This is a genomic window from Kordia jejudonensis (assembly GCF_001005315.1).
Classification (GTDB): Bacteria; Bacteroidota; Bacteroidia; order Flavobacteriales; family Flavobacteriaceae; genus Kordia; species Kordia jejudonensis.
The window spans coordinates 95,506-117,762 of sequence record NZ_LBMG01000012.1 but is presented as its reverse complement, the minus strand read 5'-3'; the positions used below and the strand labels follow the sequence as shown (position 1 = coordinate 117,762).

15 protein-coding genes are annotated in these 22,257 nt (G+C 31.2%); 11 read left to right on the top strand and 4 right to left on the bottom strand.

Features of this window, described 5'->3' with window-relative positions:
* Positions 1–68 precede the first annotated feature (68 nt).
* The 4 genes from AA089_RS08950 (at position 69) to AA089_RS08935 (ending at position 6,057) form a co-directional block, all read left to right on the top strand.
* Positions 69–1,610 (top strand): hypothetical protein, encoded by a 1,542-nt coding sequence (locus AA089_RS08950; protein WP_046756596.1) that lies wholly within the window; start codon positions 69–71, stop codon positions 1,608–1,610.
* Between the two features lie 198 nt (positions 1,611–1,808).
* Positions 1,809–2,168 (top strand): hypothetical protein, encoded by a 360-nt coding sequence (locus AA089_RS08945; protein WP_156168956.1) that lies wholly within the window; start codon positions 1,809–1,811, stop codon positions 2,166–2,168.
* 60 nt (positions 2,169–2,228) lie between these two features.
* Positions 2,229–2,771 (top strand): hypothetical protein, encoded by a 543-nt coding sequence (locus AA089_RS08940; RefSeq protein ID WP_046756594.1) that lies wholly within the window; start codon positions 2,229–2,231, stop codon positions 2,769–2,771.
* Between the two features lie 286 nt (positions 2,772–3,057).
* Positions 3,058–6,057: a DEAD/DEAH box helicase gene (locus AA089_RS08935; protein ID WP_046756593.1), complete on the top strand. Its 3,000-nt coding sequence runs from the start codon at positions 3,058–3,060 to the stop codon at positions 6,055–6,057.
* A 122-nt stretch (positions 6,058–6,179) separates the two neighbouring features.
* Here AA089_RS08935 and AA089_RS23615 read toward each other — a convergent pair whose 3' ends face one another.
* The gene (locus AA089_RS23615) at positions 6,180–9,422 is read right to left on the bottom strand and encodes a M4 family metallopeptidase (RefSeq protein ID WP_053002285.1); all 3,243 of its coding nucleotides are present in this window, start codon (positions 9,420–9,422) and stop codon (positions 6,180–6,182) included.
* Between the two features lie 71 nt (positions 9,423–9,493).
* Here AA089_RS23615 and AA089_RS25660 point away from each other — a divergent pair, with 71 nt between their 5' ends.
* From AA089_RS25660 to AA089_RS08905, 7 genes are all read left to right on the top strand, one after another.
* Positions 9,494–9,628 (top strand): hypothetical protein, encoded by a 135-nt coding sequence (locus AA089_RS25660; protein WP_262495016.1) that lies wholly within the window; start codon positions 9,494–9,496, stop codon positions 9,626–9,628.
* Between the two features lie 573 nt (positions 9,629–10,201).
* Positions 10,202–13,402, top strand: coding sequence for a zinc-dependent metalloprotease (locus AA089_RS08925; protein WP_082113238.1), 3,201 nt, complete (start codon positions 10,202–10,204; stop codon positions 13,400–13,402).
* A gap of 95 nt (positions 13,403–13,497) precedes the next feature.
* A complete protein-coding gene (locus AA089_RS25800; protein WP_082113237.1) occupies positions 13,498–13,692 on the top strand; it encodes a nuclease-related domain-containing protein in 195 nt (64 codons plus the stop codon).
* A gap of 461 nt (positions 13,693–14,153) precedes the next feature.
* On the top strand, positions 14,154–16,586 hold the full coding sequence (locus tag AA089_RS08920; RefSeq protein WP_046756591.1) for a sensor histidine kinase: 2,433 nt from the start codon (positions 14,154–14,156) through the stop codon (positions 16,584–16,586).
* Positions 16,583–17,227 (top strand): hypothetical protein, encoded by a 645-nt coding sequence (locus AA089_RS08915; RefSeq protein WP_046756590.1) that lies wholly within the window; start codon positions 16,583–16,585, stop codon positions 17,225–17,227. The genes AA089_RS08920 and AA089_RS08915 overlap by 4 nt, the downstream gene beginning before the upstream one ends.
* Positions 17,228–17,237: 10 nt before the next feature.
* Positions 17,238–17,831: an HNH endonuclease gene (locus tag AA089_RS08910; RefSeq protein WP_046756589.1), complete on the top strand. Its 594-nt coding sequence runs from the start codon at positions 17,238–17,240 to the stop codon at positions 17,829–17,831.
* Positions 17,818–19,395, top strand: coding sequence for an Eco57I restriction-modification methylase domain-containing protein (locus AA089_RS08905; protein WP_046756588.1), 1,578 nt, complete (start codon positions 17,818–17,820; stop codon positions 19,393–19,395). Before AA089_RS08910 ends, AA089_RS08905 begins: the two co-directional genes overlap by 14 nt.
* Before the next feature lie 50 nt (positions 19,396–19,445).
* Here the strand turns inward: AA089_RS08905 and AA089_RS08900 are convergent, their stop codons facing one another.
* From AA089_RS08900 to AA089_RS08890, 3 genes are all read right to left on the bottom strand, one after another.
* A complete protein-coding gene (locus tag AA089_RS08900; protein ID WP_046756587.1) occupies positions 19,446–20,447 on the bottom strand; it encodes a zinc-binding dehydrogenase in 1,002 nt (333 codons plus the stop codon).
* Between the two features lie 4 nt (positions 20,448–20,451).
* Complete coding sequence (locus tag AA089_RS08895; RefSeq protein WP_053002283.1) at positions 20,452–20,877, bottom strand: DUF2000 domain-containing protein; 426 nt, start codon at positions 20,875–20,877, stop codon at positions 20,452–20,454.
* A gap of 66 nt (positions 20,878–20,943) precedes the next feature.
* Positions 20,944–22,182: a fatty acid desaturase gene (locus AA089_RS08890; RefSeq protein ID WP_046756585.1), complete on the bottom strand. Its 1,239-nt coding sequence runs from the start codon at positions 22,180–22,182 to the stop codon at positions 20,944–20,946.
* Between the last annotated feature and the right edge of the window lie 75 nt (positions 22,183–22,257).

Here is a 22,257-nt window from a genome sequence, read left to right as displayed (position 1 = left end):
TATTTACTTTTAAAGATAGCATATCTCCCCAGAAATCTCCCTTATTGGTTTTATAAATTTATATACCTATGAAACATATTTTGGGACGCTTACTATTTATTTTTATCATTTACGCATTGTGTCTAACATCGTGTGAAGATGATAGATACTTAACACAAATTTCTGAACAAGATTTACTATCTAATGATTTAGGTATTAAGGCAAATTTTATTCAAAGATCATCTATTTCACAGACCAATAAAGATTTAGATCATTTTATAACTGAGCGTTTTGAAAATCGAATTCAGCAAACTGAAGATCAAATTCATTCTAACTTATATGGATTTACAATATACACAGATCGTATTTTACAATTAGAATCAGAGAACTACACGAGTTATATTTTCCCTGTACTCTATCCGGATCAAGCTGTTCGAGAATATGTTGAAAACTACATGTTGACATTTTTTGATAATGGAAGCTACATGCAGGTTCTCATTAATTATCCTCTGATTATAAATGAGGGAATAGTAGAAGCAGACGTAACCCAAGCTACTATTACATATATTGATGATAACACCTTGCTATTGGGTACAGAAATGTCTCCATGTGCCAACACTACAGAGGAAATCATTGAGTGGAGCAATGAAACAGATTGTGTATATACGAACTGTACTGCTGGGATGCAAAATACTTATGGACAAACTTGTTATGGTACTCCTGAACAACAACCACAAAAAATATGTTACGGTGGCTGGGTTGTAACTGGGTGTATCTCATATGGCGGGAGTACCACAACAAGTGGTTCTTCAACTGATCCGTCTAATGATACAACAAGTGGTGGAAGTTCAAACAATACGAATGGCAATGACGATAGTAATGAATTAATTCCAACAGTCCCTGTTTTTGATCTTGGACTAAAAAATGAGTGTGATAAGGTTAAAAATCTTTTTTTAAATCACCCTAATCATCAACAAAAAATCGTTAATTTGAATACAAAGACGAATTTAAATTATGAGTCTGCCGTGGGAATTTACGATAATAACACAGAATTTGAGATACAAGGAGCACCCAATAACTATTTGGTTAGCTTACCGCAAAACCCACCAGCAAAATACAAATCAATAGCGCATGTTCATAATGAATTTACTTCTACAACGGATACAATAACTACTTATTCAGTATTCTCTGTTAGTGACCTACAATTTATGGCACAAAGAATGAAAGAAGATGAACTTACAGATGATTTTGTAGCTTTTTTAACTACTGGTAAAGGCACACAATATGCCATTACTATCCATAATAGAAATAAATTCAGAAAATTTTTTAAATATCTAGACTATTATCAAAAAGCCTCACGAGGTGAAACACTCAGTACAGATGAAATAAATTATATTGAAAATGTTATCAAGCCTATATATAATAAATACTTTTATAGGATATTACCGCCATCTCCAATTAGGGCTGAAAATACAAATAATCATCAGGTTCTTTTAGCATTTTTGAACTTTATGAAAGAAGCTGATATGGGAACTACCATGTTTAAAGCCAATACTAATTTTGACACATTTGAACGACTAAATATCAATGAACATGGAACATCTTTTACAAAAGAGAATTGTAATGACTAAAAAATAAAAACGATGAAAACACTATATACAGCTCTTATTATATTCACAATCATTGCTAACGGTGTAAAAGAATATATTAATCAAAATTCAAACACTAATAGTATTGAGATTTTACAACAAGATCCATTTGCTGGAACATGGGAATGGCATAATGGAAATCAAATTTTTAGGGTCTTTCTTTTCGTTCAAAACTCAACTATGAATGGACATTTCGAAATGGTAGAAGTTGATACTAATGGTAATGAAATAACTATATATAAATCGAACAAGCCATATAACTCTCAAACACCTCAGCATTGGCATCCTGTAATTGATGCTGGTCATAATGGGAATAAGCTTGACGGACGTATTATGGATAATTCTTTAGATTATGAAGATCCGCAATGGGATGGATATACGCTTTGGCATGCTAGATTGCGCATGAAAATTTTACAAACAGGAAGCTGTATTGGATGCTCTACAACTGCATCATGGAAAGTCGCTTATTTCGATCTTACACCTTCCAACAAGCTGCCATTAAATATTCCTACTGATATCGTTTTAACGAAAGTACAATAATGTTAATAAATAAAGGATTAAAGTGATAAAAGACAGTTTTCTAAAAGAGATCACAATACTATGAAAACACTATACACAGCATTTATTATTTTTACGATCATTGCAAGTGGTCTAGAAAATTTTTTTGATCATGAACTGAAAACGAATGATAAAGAAATCTTACAACAAAATCCTTTTATCGGCACATGGGAATGGCAGAATGGAAATCGTATTTTCAGAGTGTTTCTATTTAACCAAAACTCAACTACGAAAGGACATTTTGAAATGATTGAAGTCAATAACGGAGTAGAAACAACCATTTATAAATCGAATAAACCCTATAATACACAAACACCACAAAATTGGCATCCTGTTATATCTGGTGGATATTATGAAAATAGTTTTGATGGTCGTATCATGGATAATTCTTTAAACTACGAAGCTCCTCAATGGGATGGATTTACGCTATGGCATTCTAGGTTACGTATGAAAATTTTACAGGCTAATAACTGTATAGGATGCTCGACAACTGCATCGTGGAAAGTCGCTTATTCTGATCTTACGCCCTCAAATAAGTTACCACTTAATATCCCAACTGATATTGTTTTGACGAAAGTTCAATAATATAGTCGTTTAGCCCAAATTATCTCAATAAAATTAACTACGAATGTTTATTACACCTAAAAAATGTTTTAGGTATATTTTAGAAAAGACATTAAAAAAGCTTCATATTTTTGAGAATCCTTTTTTTAGTAGACTTAACACTTCCGCAATCGAACTTTTTTAATAGAAGATTTCAAGAAGAAAAATATACTGTTTTTTAAAACATTACTTCCGTTACAAAGATTTCTGAATTTTGTGAGAAAAATTGTATTTTTAGAAAAAACAGGAATAGAAACACTCCTAATTCATGTCAAAAATAAGTACGACAGCATTTATAGGAAAAGCCATTCGAGAAGGTAAATACCTAAACATACGTTATAAGAATATAAAAGGTGAGATTACCCCCTTCTGGATTTCAATTTTGGATATCAACGCTAGTGACGAGCTTTTTGTAAATATATTTAATGTTACAAAGAATGAACCACTTCTAAATAAAAAGATTTATATTTCAAGCATTCAGAATGCTGAAATTTTGAAATTCTCCCATTATGAAGTTTCTGAAGAACTGATAAAAAAACTTGATGAAGATGTCAGTTTACATAAATATGACTTTGATCGGTTTGACAATAATATACTCAACTATTATTTAGCATGCTACAAAGCCAACTCAGATCCTTTTTTATATAAGCAACATCTAATTCAAAATCTTGAAATAAATGAACTTATTAAGAAAAATCCTTATCAATTATCTTATACGCAACAAAAACAAATACTAAAAGAAATTTATTCCAATGATTATAATAGATTTCATGATTACGAACTCGCCATTTGTGAATTCTCTATAGATTTAGAATCCAGAGGAAAATTTGTAGTTGCGTACAGAAAACTAACTTTTGATCCTATAGAAAAGACATTACAAATAGGAAATAATATCTACTTTAATTCAAATTTCTATGTAGAAGATATCAAATATTCTTTGTCGTATTATACGGATATGAATCCTGCTGATTTTGAAGCTTTGTATCTTAGAAATAAGAATGAAACTATTGAACTCTTAAAAAGTAGTTTTAAATCTGGAGAATTACTTAATACAAGACCCGAAATAGTTGTGTTAGGGTATGCCCAAATTGATATATCTGGCATTTACGATGAGATAAACGTACAGTATTCAAAGGAGAAAATGGATCCGCCATTAAGAGCTTTCTTTCAAAATTTTTCTTTGATCGATAGAAAAAACAGAACAGAACCTCATATAGTTCTTTATGACAATAGTATTAATATAGATCAACTAAGAACAATTTATAATTCATTAAAGTTTCCTATAACGTATGTGCAAGGTCCTCCAGGTACTGGTAAAACACAAACGATCCTAAATATCGTAGTGAACTGTTTGACTAATACTAAAACCTTACTGATTTCCTCAAATAACAATATTCCAATCGATGGAATAAAAGACAAATTATTTCTTGGCAAATACAAGAATAAGGAGATATTATTTCCCATTATTCGACTTGGAAATAATAAGTTAGTAGTTAAAGCTTTAAAAAAGATAAAAGAACTATATGAATTTCAAACAAGGGACGTTCCAAAAGAAACACTCCTCTTTAATTTAAAAGAAAAATCAAGAGCGAAAAATGAAATGCTTCTTGAAAAACTGAAAAACTATGAAGACAAAATTGATTTAGAACAAAATTTGGATTTTGTTGATAGTTTATTATCAAAAGGCAGTTATTATTTACTGGAGCAAGAAAAACACAAACTTGAAAAACGATTAAAAGAGATTCCTCAAACCACAGACGATAACATAAAAGGGATATTTGAGGTAATCAAAGATAATTATCAGTTGCAACAATTCTTTTATTTTGAATGTTTAAAATACATTAAGCGATTGAAAACAAAAAAATACAGTGACTTAATTGAAATACTGTATTTAGAAGATGAAAAGAAACAAATTAATTTTTTTAATAAATGGATTGCAGACGATGAAAATTTAGAAAGATTTACAAAAGTATTTCCTATCATTTTAACAACAAACTTATCGTGCCGTAAGTTGGGAAGAAAATTCAAATTTGACTTACTAGCCATTGATGAAGCAGGACAATGTGATATTGCTACAAGCCTAATTCCTATTTCAAAATGTATAAACATGGTTTTGATTGGCGACACAAATCAACTAAAACCTATTGTAATTTTTGAAGAAACGAGAAATGAGCAATTGATGAAAAAATTCCGAGTTGACGAAATTTATGACTATTTTAATAATTCAATTCTTTCTGTGTATAAAAGCATCGATAATATTTCACGTAATATACTATTAAGCTATCATTATAGATGTGGTAAAAAGATTATCAATTATTCCAATATGAGGTTTTATGAGAGTAGATTAAATCTTAAAGCAATTCAAACGCAAGGCGATATTAAACTTATAGATGTAACGAATACAAATCATAAAAATAAGAACTCACAAATAGAAGAAGCTAATGTAATTGTAGACTATATAAAAGAAAATAATTTAAAAGACGTATTTATTATTACACCATTTAGAAATCAGGAAGAAGTCATTAATCATTATCTAAAGGTTGCAAAAAAGAAAGGAGAAATAGCGGCTTCTGTTAGTTGTGGAACGATTCATAAAATTCAAGGGCAAGAAAATAAAACCATAATCATATCTACTGCAATTTCAAAAAACACATCTTCTAAAACATACGATTGGATAAAAAATAATAGTCAGTTAATAAATGTTGGAGTTACTAGAGCAAAAGAAAATCTTATTGTTGTAACAGATACAAAAGCCATTGATACTCTTTCAAAAAGAGATGACGATTTATATGCTTTAATTGATTATGTAGCAAAAAATGGAACAACAATTGTGCCCCAGAGTACTGTAAATAAGTTTACCATAGGTTTCTCAAATGATTCAAGATTTGAGAATGAATTTTACCTAACCATGAACCATTATTGTTCTATTATAGGTAGTAACTTTAGAAGGAATGTTAAAATTATTGATGTTTTCCCTGAAGAAAAGAATAATGGGTTGGTAAATAGAAAAGAATTTGATGGAGTGCTATATGAAGATAATGTTCCTAAAATTGTTTTTGAACTAAACGGTAGAGAACATTATTCGAGAAAAAGCACAATGAAATCTGATAAAATCAAAATGGAGCTTTTAAAAGCTAAAGGAATTAAATTACTATTTATTCCAAATCAATATGTAAAACACTATGAATTTATCAGAGAGCTAATAAATAAATTTAAAGGGAATATTTATCAAAAAACATTGTTTGACAACTACGATTCGATAAATTAATTACGCTAAGCGAATAAATAATAGTGTGACGTTTAAATAAGGAACGTGGGTAAAAACCATATAAATAAAAAGGCTATCACATAAAAGTGACAGCCTTTTTTTAATAGTAAATTATTATTAAATTATTCTTTTATTATTTTTTGAATAATCAAGCCTCTTTCAGTTTGAATATGCATAAAATAAACTCCAGATGGATATCTTAATAGATCAATTTTAAAATTGTCAGTATTTTGATACTCTCTTTCTATAATTTGGAATCCGTCCATGCGATACAATTTTACATTCAACTTGGCGAACGATTCACTCATTTTTACATCAGCTGCTCCAGTAGTTGGATTTGGATATGTACTAGCGCCAACTTTATCGTCACAAAGCACACGTATTTTCCAAGTGTAGCAACCATTTTGAAGAGACGCAGGAATTTGATATGAATTTGTTCTCACGATTGTTGACGAAGCTATATCTTCTTTTTGAGTGGAACAATCACAGGTTTTGCTTCGCTCGTTACAAATTGCTACTACTTCATATCCTACGGCGCCTCTTATTGCTTCCCATGAAATTCCACTTCTAGTGTACACTACATTTTCAATAAGTTTATCGCAAGGATCTCCTCCACCAATTAGGCAGTTCACTATTGTAAATTCATGCTGAATAGATGTCCAACCACAAGGTTCTATGCTAAGTGCTAATTTTACGGAATACGTAACACCTTGTTGAAATACAATTGGATGTTCTAAATCAGTTGCAAAAAGCTGTGTAATATTTACATTATCAGGAGTTCCTGTGTCCCAACCATTGCTTGTTTGCGCAGATAACCAAGATTGACTTCCATCTGCGTTTACTCTCCATAAATCAATGAAATATGAACCTGTATCTACATTATCACTTCCGTTTAAGAAAACGTCTTCATCATCACAAAATTCCGTTTTAGGATTACCTTGTGCATCTTGGAAAAGGAAATCAATATCGCCTTTTCCTCGGTATACAAATTCATGTTGAATAGAAGTCCAACCACAATCAGGAATATTCAATGCAAGTTTCACAGAATAAATAACATCTTCTTGAAATACGATTGGATGTTCTAAATCAGTTTCAAAAAGTTCTGTAATATTTACATTATCAGGAGTTCCTGTATCCCAACCAGTACTAGTTTGTGCGGATAACCAAGATTGACTTCCGTCAGCGTTTACTCGCCAAAGGTCTATAAAATAGGAACCTGTATCCATGTTTTCTCTTCCATCTAGGAAAACATCTTCGCCAATACAAAATTCATCTTGTCTATTTCCTTGATCATCTTGAAAATGAAAATCTATATCGTCTCCTATTGTAAAATCACGTTCTAAAGGCAACCAACCACAATCATCGCTATTGATAGCCAATTTTACACGATAGGTTACTCCTTCTTGAAAAACTAGGCTTCCATCAGGATCATTTTCGTACAAATCAGAAATATTTATTTCTGTTGGAGTACCATCAAACCAACCTGGCCAAGCAACATTTGAAGATCCTTGACTAGCCAACCAAGTGACAGATCCGTCAGTATTTACTCTCCAAATATCCATAAAATAGGCGTTCTGAGAACCTTGAACTGTAGCATTTGCATTTAAAATAACGTCTTGTCCTACGCAAAAAGTATCTTTTATGTTTCCTTGCGAATCTTCAAAATGAAAAGCTATATTTTCTTCAAATTCATCACCTACACCAACCGCATAAAAAGCATTTTGAGTAGCTATACGTTGCACAGAGCAATCTCCAAATAAATCAATGGCTGCATTTATTGCACCTTCTCTCGCCGCAGCATAATTAGAACTAGCTGTTAAGTATACAGTTTCCATTCTAAAGGCAATACGTTCGGCATCTGCAATTCCAATTCCGTTTACCGAAAATGCATCTCCGTTATCATTTACTTCATCAGTACTAGCAGAACCTTCCACTAATAAAAAGAACCAGTGATTTAACACACTACTATTGGTATGAACACCTCCGAAATCACCTGCTCCAGTAGCCCAAAACGTACCTTCATACGTGTCTGGTAAGTTTAAATTGTTTGGATCAGACATATCTCTTAGGGCATACGCAGTCAATCTTACATCTTCACCAATAAACCATCTATTTTTTTCTGGCGCAGCCATATTTTCCACACAAGCTCCCCAAATATCTGCTAGACCTTCATCTAAAGCTCCTGATTCATCTTGATATATTAAGTCAGAAGAAAATTGATCAACTGCGTGTGCCATTTCATGAGCGCTAACATCTAAAGCTGTTAATGGCGTAAATTGTGTACCATCTCCATCACCAAAAACGATATTAGTTCCTGTCCATGCAGCATTGTTTGGATCACTCCCAACAACATTCCCAAATATGTCTGTAATTGGAAAAAGCACATGTACAAATGCGTTTATTCTAGTGCCACTATCATCAAAACTATCTCTACCGTGAACATTTGAAAAGTAATCGTATGTCATTTCCAATCCCCAATGTGCATCTAAAGCTGCTTGATCTTGATCTGCATTATTCCATTCTGCAACTGTCCAATCATCATCAGCGTCTAAAAAGTCAATTGCTCCACCTAAGTTAGTACTCAAAGCACTTTCATTGTTTCTGGTATAAATTCCGCCACCTCTTGTATCGTCGAGAAGTCTAAAACCGTCTGCTGTGCTTTCCGTTTCAATATCTCTTTGTCCGCTATACATCGTATCTGCATCTGAGGTACACATCACTTGTTCTCTTGCAACAATATTCCCCGAATTGGCATCTACAAAATAAATCGCTCTGTTAAAAGGAGCTAGTGTATATATATCATATTTATACGTCAACTTAAAGTCAAAACCTGTACGATCATTATTTTTAACGGGAAGTATTACCAATTCGCCTTCTGGTTTTTGATAATCGCCACGTAATGCGTTGGTTTCGCTTTCCCAAGCATACGTTGTAGCGTTGATTTGGCTTAATAGCCTTTCAAATGCATTTTTTGCAGATATGGAAGCTGTTGTTCCTGCGATTTGCACATCAAAAAACTCACCATTAGCACTTGTGAGGTAATTATCTCTTGCGTGAACTTTGTAAATACCGTGTTCTACTTTGATATTGTTGTAGTATTGTTGGTACGTGTAATGGGTAAAAGAGAGCTCATCCTTTTTTGAGTTCATCTCTCTGAGTTCGTCGCTTGCTTTTACTGCTAATTCTTCTTTAAAAAAAGTTGGAATTTGATTTGTTTGATAGGAATTATCATTTTCAAATCTGATAAAGGTTGAATTCCCAAGTTTGGAAATTTTCTTTTCTTTTATCTTACTTTCTTGCGCTATTCCTTGAAAAAATAGCCCGCAAAAAAAGAGTACTAAAATGAGTAGTTTTTTTGTTTTCATCGGTGTGTTTTAGTTGTTATTTATTATTATTTTGAATCTTACCCTGAATGAGGTGCGAACACATTACTAAGATGAGTTTAGTGTATTTTGTTACCCGATTTTATATTGATTTGGAAAAGAATATTGTATCATTAAAAGCTGAGAAACTAATTATTAATACGTTTTCATTGGTATATCAATTGACGAATGGAAAATATTCTCAATAAAATTTTTCGCACCTCAAAATCACTTGAACAGATGTTTCATGATATTTTTTGAATTCAAATGCGCAATAGCTTGAAAATAATCTGATTTTTACTCTTATAATGGAGAAAAAGCTGAAAGAATATTCCAACATCAAGGAAATAAACGAAATGACATGTTCAAATTCTACAAATAAGAAAACTGCCTAAAGCATTTCATACAATGTAGGATTGATAATCAAAACAGCTTGATTTACAAAAACTTAAGTTAACCTTGACTTACTTTTCTCCCTTTATTGAATTCCTGCACTTTACTTCTTTTTGGTTATTACAATTCAGGGAATTGTATTATGTATAACTACTATAGTGATTGTTGTTTTATTAGTTTTACCTCATATCAATTTTTAAAACTTGTCTATCAAATACATACAAAATAGTACTATGAAGAAAGAATTCTTCTTAACGGAATTTTTTTCGCAGCAGCTTTGATACATCGGTAACAAAATTCAATCGATGACTCTTAATTTATGAAACGATATATAAAAGGCGGAATCCGAAAAGCCAAGTAAAAGAGTAGGAATCATAAAATATATAATAATGAAAAAAACTTTATTAATGTTGACTATTTGTCTTTTGGGATGTTTGTTCTCAAATGCCCAAGAGCGAAAACATGGCTGTCTTATTGAAGATATTTCTAAATTAAAAGAATCCAATGTTCATTTTGAAAAACTAGATTTTTTTAAAGAGACCTCAGACACTAAACTAAGTAGGCTAGTTCAAAAAGATGTTAAGGCATTTAAATTTCTGAATGTATCTGCGTCGGCTTTAGATCAGGTTCATACATCTGAAGAACGCTTTTTTACCGTATCAGTTCCACTTCCTGATGGCACTTTTGCTGAATTAAATTTAATAGAAAGCTCAAATCTCTTAGGGAATTATACAGTGCGTACAAGCAGTGGAAAACCCTATACTAGCATTCGAAATACAATAACTATTCTTAGAGGAGAAGTAGTGCATAATGGTGTAAAAGGAATTGCCGCATTAACTATTGGGAAAACAGAAATAAGTGGAATGTTTTCACTACCGAATCTAGGTAATTATTCCATTGGAAAAATGGAAAATGAATCAATACATATAGTATATAAGGATTCTGATATTACATCATTTCCTGATTTCATTTGTGAGGTAGAAGAGACTGATTCTGGTCAAAAAAAGGATACAAATAGATTGAATGGAAACCTTGAAGCTTTTGAACCTACTTGTATTAAAGTATACATAGAAGCTGGTTTTGAGTTATTTACCGACAGAGGAAGTGTAGCAAATAGTGAAGCGTATATAATAAATCTGTTTAATCAGGTAGCTGTTATATATCAAAATGAAAATATAGCTATTGATATTTCGGACATTTTAGTCTGGGACACAGATGATCCATACGCAGATAGTAATTCAGCAGATATATTGAGTGATTTCCGCGATGAGTTAGATGATAATTACACTGGTAATATTGCACATTTAGTTGATATGGATCCTGGGAACAACGGCGGTAGAGCTAGAAGAGATCAATTATGCGATAAAGATGATGCACACGCGTACTCAGATGTAAGGGATGATGTAATGGATATTCCAAATTATTCGTGGTCTGTAATGGTTTTTTCACATGAAATGGGACACACAATAGGTTCTCGTCATACACATGATTGTGCATGGGGACCAAATGGAAATGAACAAATAGATGATTGCGGTAGTCAGTTTTGGAGCGATATTGATGATTGTGATGATGACAGTATCATCATTCCGCCTACAAATGGAGGTACAATAATGTCGTATTGTCATGGATCTGGTCCTGGAATTAGTTTTGCCTTAGGATTTGGTAATGAACCTGGAGATTTATTACGAGATAGAGTCAGTGATGCCAATTGTCTCGGAAGCTGTTTCCCTTGTGATACTACAGACAATGCCGATTTCGAAATTGAAACCTATTGTGATGATGGTACTTGGAAAGTAAGGGTAACAGCATCAGATTTAGATCCACAAAATCATTGGTGGGGATTGTATCAAACAGATACACAAGGCGAAGTTTCAGATGCAAATACGGTTGATGGTCCTATTGGTGGCATACAAAATGGACTTACAGCGAATTGGGATTGGTTAGACATGTCTAAAAGATACTACGTTAAACACGGTATTTGGAGTGACTTTTGTTATGGCTGGCGTGAGCGTCGTATTCCAGTTGAACCTTTTTATGTAGAACCTGCTGATTATATATTGGAAGATGTAAACGACAATGAGAAAAACGTCTTTTGTATTGGAGAAGATATTTGGGCAGATGGTTCCGCAACAACTGGAGAAAGTAAGTACAACATTCATGCATGGAAAATTGTAAACGGTCAAAAACAGTGGTTTGGATCTCTTGGATGGCTTTATGGAAATATGAATGAAGTAAATATTTCTGAAAAATTTGCTTCTCTTGACACTCCTAAATACTTTACTGAAGGCGAATACCAATTAACTATTGCGTTCTCCAATTTAGATAAATGTAGAGTATGGACACCTGTAGAAAAGAGATTTACCGTGCAATGTTGTGATAATTTTTGGGACGCCAGCTTCTTCCCTGCTACTAGTGGAGGTTCGGGTGCTACTTACACAATTTCTAGCTCTAATTTTGAGACGTACAGTAGTCACAATGTATTGCATGAATGGTATTTGTTAAAAAGTGACGGTAGTGGAGGCTATACTGCTGTAAGCTCTTCTATAGATAATTTTAGTTACAGTGGCGCTGAATTTGGTGTTGAGTATACACTTATTCATAAATTACGGACTCCTTGTGGTGAAATATGTTTTGCAAGAACTGTAAAAATATCAGAAAAAAACAAAAACAAAGTGGACATTTTTACCCCAGAACAAGTCGTCGATTGTAGTATTATAGATACATATTTCCCTTGTGATTCAAAAAAGGTTAGACCTAGATTTGATTGTGCAGATAGTACGGTTTCATGGGTTAATCAAGCTAATGTAGATGGTTACGTCTTACGTGTATATCTTAATGAAGGTACATGTTGCGAAAAACCATTAACGCAGCCTAGTATTACAAAATACTTAAGTTATACTCAAACGAGTTATACAATCCCTAATGCAGAAGATGTTGAATGTCTAACCATTCAAATAGGAGTTAGATGTAATGGTGCTATTATTTGGGGAGATCCGCAATGTAGAACATGTTGTAGAATTGAAGGTAAGCCTACAAACTTAGACTATGATTGTGATACGTATTGGGCTACATTTGATCAAGTAAATGGTGCAGATCAATATGTTATTCAAGTGATTTGGAATGATCCTGATTGTTTCTGTTTTGGAGGTGCAGTAACTACTGACACTTGGAATATTGGTGATACAAATAGAGTTCGTATTTTTCCTAGAAATCTTGAAAACAATTGCTTCTCTTATAGAATAGGCGCAAAATGTGATGGTTTAAGTGAAACTGTTTGGAGTGATAAACAATGTGCTGATTGTTTTGATGATCCGATAAGAAATCCTAAACGAGTGGACAAAGAGACACTAAGTTTATCTGTTACGCCTAATCCTGCTTCTTCAAAAGTAGAATTCAAAATACAAACAGATGAAGATATTAGTGGTGAATACATAATTAGATCATTTAACGGATCCGTACTAAACCGTATTACTGATGCTAATCAATCCACACTAGTTGATATTAGTAGATATCCTAGAGGAATCTATTTTGTACAATTCATATCTAAGTCTGGATATAAATCAGGTGTAAAAAAGCTGATTGTTAAATAAACAGATTATATGAAATAATATAAGCCTCTTAACTTTTACTTAAGAGGCTTATTGTTTTTACTATACATGAAGACGTATATGGAGCATGTAAGGTGATGAACAAAATAAAACGTCTACGAAATACAGAAGATATCGTTTTGAATAATATTTTATTAAAAACGAATAATTCAACTGCTCAAATTGACCGCATCATAATTTGTAAAAGTGGTATTATTCTAATTGATTCTAAAAATTATTCTGGATGGATTCATGGCATGAAAATTCTGAATAGGAACGAAACAGTTTTCTAAATAAAAAAAGCTCAACATTTCTGTTGAGCTTTTCGTTTTGTAAAGAATTTTCCTAGTAGCGGGAACTGGACTCGAACCAGTGACCTTCGGGTTATGAGTAGAAAAGTTCAAATTTTAGTTGATTGATTTTCATTATATTACAAAAATAGCCGTTTTCAAAACCCTGACTTTCCATGCTTTTAGGTGCTTCAAAAAGGTACTTTTCATTTTTGAACTATTAAGGTATTTTGTGAGATGAACTTTATATTTTCATTAATGCAAAATATACTCTATTTTGATTCTATCAATGTGTAAATATTAGTATGAATCGTATGGATGAATTTATATTAGATCTAATGTTTTTCAATTTCAAATTATTGTAATATTAGTGTCATATTTAAAATTTTAAATCATCTTTCTATTTTATCTATATTTGTGGATATACTACATTAAAATAAAAATAGATTAATTAAAATTAAACAATGGCTAAAATACCTTTCAAAGTATCAGCAAGAACAGCCAAATTAATTGGTTTAGAAAACTTTTCTAATGAAGAAGGAGCTATAATAGAGCTTGTGAAAAATACATATGATGCTGATGCAAGAAACTGTGTTTTAATCTTTGATTTACAATTTATCAAGGTCAACCAAGAAAATGAAGAAATAAAAGAAATTCTAGATAAAGAGAAAAGCAGTATTTACATTATTGATAATGGTGTTGGTATGACGGATGAAATCATATCAAATCAATGGATGACAATTGGTACTGATAATAAATTATATAAGCACTTAACAGAAAAAGGAAGAGTTAAAACTGGAGCTAAAGGAATTGGTCGTTTTGCATTAAATAGACTAGGATTAATGACTAAGCTATTAACTATCTCAAAAGAAACGTGTCTTGGTTATTCTTGGGAAGTAAGTTGGGGAGATTTTGATAAAGCAAACACTACTGTCTCTCAGGTTCAAGCTGATTTAGAAAAAATATCTGATTTAAACTTAAAAAATGAAATAGTTTCAAAATTTAATCACATAGCTGGACTTAAAGATTTGTTAAAAAGTACAACTTTCGATTCTGGTACAATCATAAAAATCTCAAACTTAACTGATGATTGGGAGTTCGATCAATTGGAAAAACTTTTTGGAAACTTGGAAATGCTTCTTCCTCCTAAAGAACAATCAGATTTTGATATTCATTTTTATTCTACATCACAAACAGAAAGTTTCGGCAAGGTAAAAAGTGCTTATTATGATGATTTTGATTATAAAATCAAAGCCAAATACCTTGATGATGAGAATAAAACTCTAGAATTAAAAATTACTAGGAATGAGCTTGATGTTGACGCATTAGAAAATAGATACAAGGAAGTATTTGATTATAAAGATATGTCAAAACACCCATATCGACTAGAAGATTTCAGGTCTAAAACTTTCACAATTAATACCTCTTTGGGTACTGTTTTATCCTCTGATGTTGAAAAAGAATTAATAAATAAAATCGGAAAATTTGGATTTACTTTTTATTATTTAAAGAACACAATATCTGACGATAAAAAAGATGGAGATTTAAAAAAATACCCGTACAATAGTTTCAACAGTTCTAATAGAAAAGCTTGGCTTAAAAAATTTGGTGGTGTTAAGGTTTTTAGAGATGATTTTAGAGTTAGACCTTATGGAGAAAATGGGGAAGATTGGTTAAAACTTGGTGAAAGACAAGCAAAAAGTCCAGGAGGTGCAGGTCAAAAATTAGGTGGATTTAGAATAAGACCAAACCAAATAGCAGGTACAATAAATATTTCAAGAATTCACAATCTGAGTTTTCAAGACAAATCAGGACGAGAAGGAATTCGAGAAAATGAAGTTTTTGACTTATTCAAAAACATATTAGAGGAAATTATTTCATTATTTGAGAAAGATAGAAACACAATAATGTTTCATCTTTCCGAACTTCACAAAAAAAGAAATAAGGAGGAAGAAGCTAAAAGAAAAGCTCAAGAAGAAGCAGATAGAATCAATAATGAAGAAGAAAATACTGGAGAAGAAAATAATTCTAATGATGTAAATGAAAACGATTCTCAAGGAAAATCCAAGTCAACAGAAACAGAAAAGTCTTTAGCCAAAGGAGTCAAATTATTAACCGAAGAAATAGAGGAAAAAGAGGAAGAAATTAGATTATTAAGAAATTTGGCAAGTGTTGGACTTATTATTTCCTCTTTCGCACACGAAGTGAAGAGTTTAAGGTCTCGTCTTATCCCAAGAACAACTCATTTGATAAAAGAGTTGAGAAATCATTTAAATGAAAAGGAATTAAAATTATCTGTTGATAAAGATGATAACCCTTTTTATATGATTCGATTAATCCAAGAAGAAGACACAAAGTTAAAACACTGGCTTGAATACTCATTAAATACCCTTAAAAGGGATAAGAGAGAAAGGAGGAACTTAGATTTTAATGATTATTTCAATAGATTTAAATCGACTTGGAGTAAGGCTTTAGAACAAAGAAATATTCAAATTTCTCTTAAAACAGAAAAGCACCAATCAAATAAAATTCGTGCTTTTGAAGTTGATATGGACTCAATCTTTAATAATCTTTTGTCTAATTCTTTAAACGCCTTAAAGGGTAAAAAAGATGATCAGAAATCTATTGAAATTAGCTGGAAAAAGGTTGGCGAAAACATTGAAATTATTTTTTCTGATAATGGTAAAGGATTAGATAAACAATATCAAGAAAATCCTGATGATATTTTTAAATTATTAGAAACCTCTAAAAAAGATAAAACAGGAAATATAATTGGAACTGGTCTTGGCCTTTACATTGTAAAATCCATAATAGAAGAATATAATAATTCTACAATTTCAATTATTAAAGCTCAAAGTGGACTTTCATTAAAAATTACTTTTAAAACTCGAAAATGAAATACAAAATAGCATATATAGATGAAAATGATGGATGGTTAAACACATTTTATCAAACTTTTAAAAATGAATTTGAAGTTTTTAAAATTAAAGTTAACTCTGATTCAACAGTAATATCAATACTAGATGAAGTTTTTAACTCTGAAGTAGATTGTATAATAACAGACTATTTACTTGAAGAGGAAGGTGATGTCGATTTTAATGGTAACAAAATTGTTGAAGCTATTAGGGAAAAAAAACCGTATTTCCCTGTAACAATGTTAACTTCTTATGAACCTCAAGCTATCAGTAATACAGAGGATGTACATATAATTAATGGTAAAAGTGATTTGGATGGTGAAAGTGATGAGGATTTAGAAATTTTAAAAGCGAAAATAAAATCAAGTATTGAGAGCTATCATAAAAAAATAGAGAGAACAGAGAAAAAAATAGAAGCTTTAGTTAAAAAGAAAAATGAAAACTCGCTAGAACCAAATGAAGAAGAAGAGTTGACAAAATTATTTATATTAATGGACGAACTGGAACCCGAAGGAAAGGATATGCCTGCTAATTTAATTCAGCCCGAAGCAATAACTAAACTAAATGACTTTGTTAACCAAACAAGAGAAATCTTAGAAGAGTTAAAAAAGAAAAGTAAGTAATTAAAAGAATATGTTTCGAGAATATACACCCAAAAGAAGGAATATAACAACTGATGTTTCAGCATATAGAAAGCATAGAAATGATCTAAAAATAGATTATAAAAATAGATGTGGATATTGTAATGATATCGACACTTGGAGATTTATTTGGTTTGAAATTGATCATTTTATACCTAAAACAAGAAATAAAAAGCCATTCCTAACAATTAAAACTGAAACAGATTATAGTAATTTGGTTTATTCATGTCGCTCATGTAATAATGCGAAACGAAACAAATGGCCTTCAAATAATCAAAATATTCCTAACATAAATAATAAGGGATTTATAGATCCTTGCGATGATAATTACAGTGAGCAATTTGATAGGTTAGATTCAGGTAGAATAATACCTAAAACAGAGCTAGGTGAGTGGATGTATAATGCAATGAAATTGTATAAACCACAACATGAAATCATTTGGAATATTGATTTATTAGATAAATTAATCGATGAAATAGAGGAGCTTTTAAAATCTTCACCAAGTGACGAATTAACTAGTAGGTTACTAAAAGGATATAGAGAATTTAAAAAATACGTTAAAGATCTAAGTAGTGCAGGATTTTAAAAAGAGAACAGGTTCATATTACACGCCACATTACTTGGCGAATTTTATTTCAAAAAGAGTTTTATCTCATTTTGAAAACAGAGTCCGTATGTCTATTTTGGAACCTAGTGTTGGTGATGGTGCTTTTATTTCTGAATTAGGAAAAGAAGAAAATATAAACATCAAATTAACGGCATTAGATATTAATGAAGGTGAGTTAAATATAGCTTCTGAAAAATGGAACAAAAAAACAGCTTCTTTTATAAGAACTGATTTTTTAGAATATTCAACGACTAAAAAATATTCAGCAGTTATAGGTAATCCACCTTACATCAAAAAAAACATACTCACTTCTAATCAAATTGAACTCAGTAAAAAAATACATTCAAATGAGAATCTAACTGAAGCATCAGTTAAAAATATCTGGATTACCTTTTTAGTAAAAGCTAATACTTTATTGTCAAAAAATGGAGTTTTAGCATTTGTTTTGCCCTCAGAATTATTACAAGTTAAATATGCAGAAGAAGTTCGTGAATATTTAAAAAAGGAATTTGCAAGAATCGAAATTTTCACTTTTAATAATCTTATGTTTGAATGCAAAGGACAAGATACAATTGTTTTATTTGCTTACAAGAAGTCAAAGCAAAAGGGTGAGTTTTTTACTAATATTTCATCAAAAGAATCATTAGAGCAGAATGATTTTGTATTAAATAATAATAATTTACTAATTGAATCAAAAGTAAAGTGGACACATCATTTTTTAACATCTGATGAATTGACATTTATAGATAACTTAAAAAAAGGACTTAAAACAGTCAATGATTATTCAGATTCAAAACCTGGAATTGTAACAGCTGCAAATAAGTTTTTTATTATTAATAAAGAAATAGAAAAGCAATATAATCTATCAAGGTTTACTAAGCCAATTATTCAAAAAGGTCTTTTTGTTAATGGAAGTGTTGTTTTTAATGATGAGGATATCCTAAGACTTGAAGAAAAAAATCATCCAACTAGATTATTGCAATTAAATGATAGCGATACGATTTCAAAAAAACTAAGAGAATATTTAACTATTGGAGAAACAGAAAAAATACCTAATAGATATAAATGTAAGATAAGAAACAATTGGTATGTCATTCCAAATATTTCAGAAAAACCAGATGCGCTTTTCTTTAAACGAAGTCATTTATATCCAAAACTTCTAAAAAATAATTCAGATGCTTTTGTAACGGATTCAGCATATAAAGTTGAAATGAAAGGCAGTTATGATTTGAATAGTTTTATTTATTCATTTTACAACACATTGACCCTGCTTCTATCTGAATTAGACGGAAGGTATTACGGAGGTGGTGTTTTGGAACTTATTCCTAGTGAATTTAAAAAGTTACCAATTCCTTATACTAAAATTAGTGATAAAGAATTTGACACATTTACAACAAACTTTGAGAATAAATTAAATATTGAAGAAATACTTAATCAGAATGATTTTAATATCTTAAATTCTATATTGGGAGTTAATTATAAAGATTTGGAAAAGATCAGAGCAATAAAAAGTAAATTGACAAATAAAAGAATGAGAGTATAAATAGCACTATGATTATAATTCTACAACTACAATCATAGTGCTTTTGAATTTTAAAACTTCAAAACAATTTTACCATAGTTTTCATTATTCCTTAAACGAGAAAAAGCTATATCGATATCGTTAAAAGCAAATACCTTATCAATAGTTGGGATAATAGTATAGTTTGACACAAAATTTAACATAGATTCAAACTCTGAATCATTTCCCATAAGTGTACCTAAAATAGATATTTGATTATAGTACAAAGAAAAAAGGTCAAAATTTGGTGCTTTTCCTTTCATAGCACCATAAACAATAATTCTTCCACCTTGTTTCATTTCATCTATATAATCATTTATATTAGTACCTCCTATGGAATCAATCACAATATCAAACCTTAAATTATTTCTTTTACAGAACTTCTTCAAAGAATCTGTTTTGTAATTAAAACCTAATATTGCGCCATTAGAAATTGATCTATTTATACTTTCTTCTTTACTGCTACTTACATATATAGACATATCAATCGCCTTTGCAAATTTCAAGAGCATCTGTGAAACGTTCCCGCTTATTCCTGGAATAAATAAAGCATCATTTTGGACTGATTTTGCCTTTACAAATAGTGCTCGATAAGCAGTCAAGCCAGTAAGAGGTATACAAGATGCTTGTTCTATGGATAGATGATTTGGTTTATAGAATACTCGACTCTCATCAACAGCTATATATTCCTGAAAAACTCCGTCTTTTGGTGAACCTAAAATACTATATTCACTTGAAGGAATTTCTGAAGTATTTCCCCAATTTACATTTGGGTTTACCACCACAAAATCACCATCTTTGAACTTCTTAACTGATCCTCCACAAGAAATTACTTGTCCACAACAATCAGCTCCCAAAACTTGCCCCCACTCAAACTTAAAAGAGTATGTTCCATCTATCATTCTAACATCACGACGATTTAGAGAAACTGCTAATATTTTAATTAATACTTGTCTTTTCTGAGGATAAGTAATTGACTTTTCAATTAGCTTTACTTTACCTAAATTCTCTTTACTTGTTATGTATGCTTTCATAATTTTATTTAAAAAGTGAAAATTTCTTTGTCAAAGGGTTTATATCATTAGCATCTCCAAACATTACTAATGCCCAATAATCCAATTCTTCATCTTTTTTAGCTATTGTTTGATTTAACTGAGCTTCTGCGGAAATCCCAATCATTGTATCAACAAAATCATTTGTAAGAATTCCTAATTCTTGAGCGGCAAATCTGAGGCTCCTAATTTGATTACCATTCTTAGCTTTTAGTACAATATAAGGATATTCACTAATTGCTGGATGCAGTCCTCCACTACCATTTTCATACTTTATAAACTTCATTTCAGCTTTGTCAGGAATTAAGCTTACCAAACCAGCAGTTATATGACCTACTGCATTGATTAATTTAGGCATCTCAATTTTTTTATTGAGTACTACTACGAATTTCTTGTTGTTGTTACTATACATTGACATAATTATTTATTTAAAGATTAAAGCGGTAGGCAGCCTAGTACTACCTACCATAAAGAGTTTTCACATACCCAAAACTGCGTCTGGATCATTCTTAATAAAACTAGGATTAATTTTTGGCATATTAGATAAACTTTCAAATACTAAGTCTAAAGCATTAGCCAAGCCCCAAACTTCAGTTAATGGATGGCTAGTATTCTTAAGCTCTAATGACTTTAATGTGCGCGCATAAAATGCATTTGCCCAATCTGCGTCAAATCCACATCGATGATGCCAATCATGAACGACTAAATCACCACTTAAAACAAATAATCGAATCGGCAGATGAATGAATAACATTTTAATACTCCAATACATTACTTTTAAAACCTTAACGAAGATAGTATCTGCATCAGAGAGAATTAAAGCTTCTCCACAAAACCTCGCGTTGGTAATTCTTTTAGACCTAGAGACCAAATTTTTATGATTTCCTCCTTTTTTCAGCTGCCCATTTCCTTCTACATCGTTAAGCCATAAGTGCTCACTAGCAAATTGTAATAATGAAGCAACATGGTATAAATATGTCATTGGAAATACTACTGCTACAACAACTACAGTTACAGAAGTATAGTATCCAACTAAAAACAAAAATGAAATTGTAAGTAGCTGAACAAAAGCTCTAAACCAGTTGGAGTTGAAAAATGTTATTCTGAATCTGGCTATAAAAAATAATCTATGTAATTTTGAAAAAGGATATAGTAAGTTCACAATTAATACTCTCCACAGTTTTCCTTTGTGCATTCCTGTTTTAAATCCCAGTTGCCACATAAACTCCATGTCTGGATCGTCAATTGAAGCAACGACTTTTATATCATGATGAGTTAAATGTTCATTCGTATATGATTTGATATCTTGTAAAAACAGAATGGAACTGTTAAAGTCTGCAATGTATTTATGCAGCCAACCAAAGCGTTTGCGTACCTTCTTAGGTAAAAAGTCGCCATGTACACAATAATGATTAATTGTAGTAATAAGTTTTCTAGCTCCCGATACAGTAAAAAGCCATCCAACTGGAAGTAACCAATAATATTCTAATGTTTGTGCTAGAATACTTAGAGAAATACCTAGCATCAACCATATATAAGCTGTAAATAGGTGTGACAAGTTAGAGCGTCTCCATAAGGGTTTTTCTTCTTCTGGTGCTTTACCAGTAAGCCATGTTAAAAACCATTGTAAAAATTTTGGCAATTTGGACATTGTAACGCGGACATCTACGTCTGCGTCCACTTTTTGCCCATCGATAGTAGTTGATTTTGTTTTCATCTTTTGTACTATTTTGGTTAATAATAGTACAAAGAAAAAATTAAGTTAAATTACCATAAATAATTGTTTTTCAGA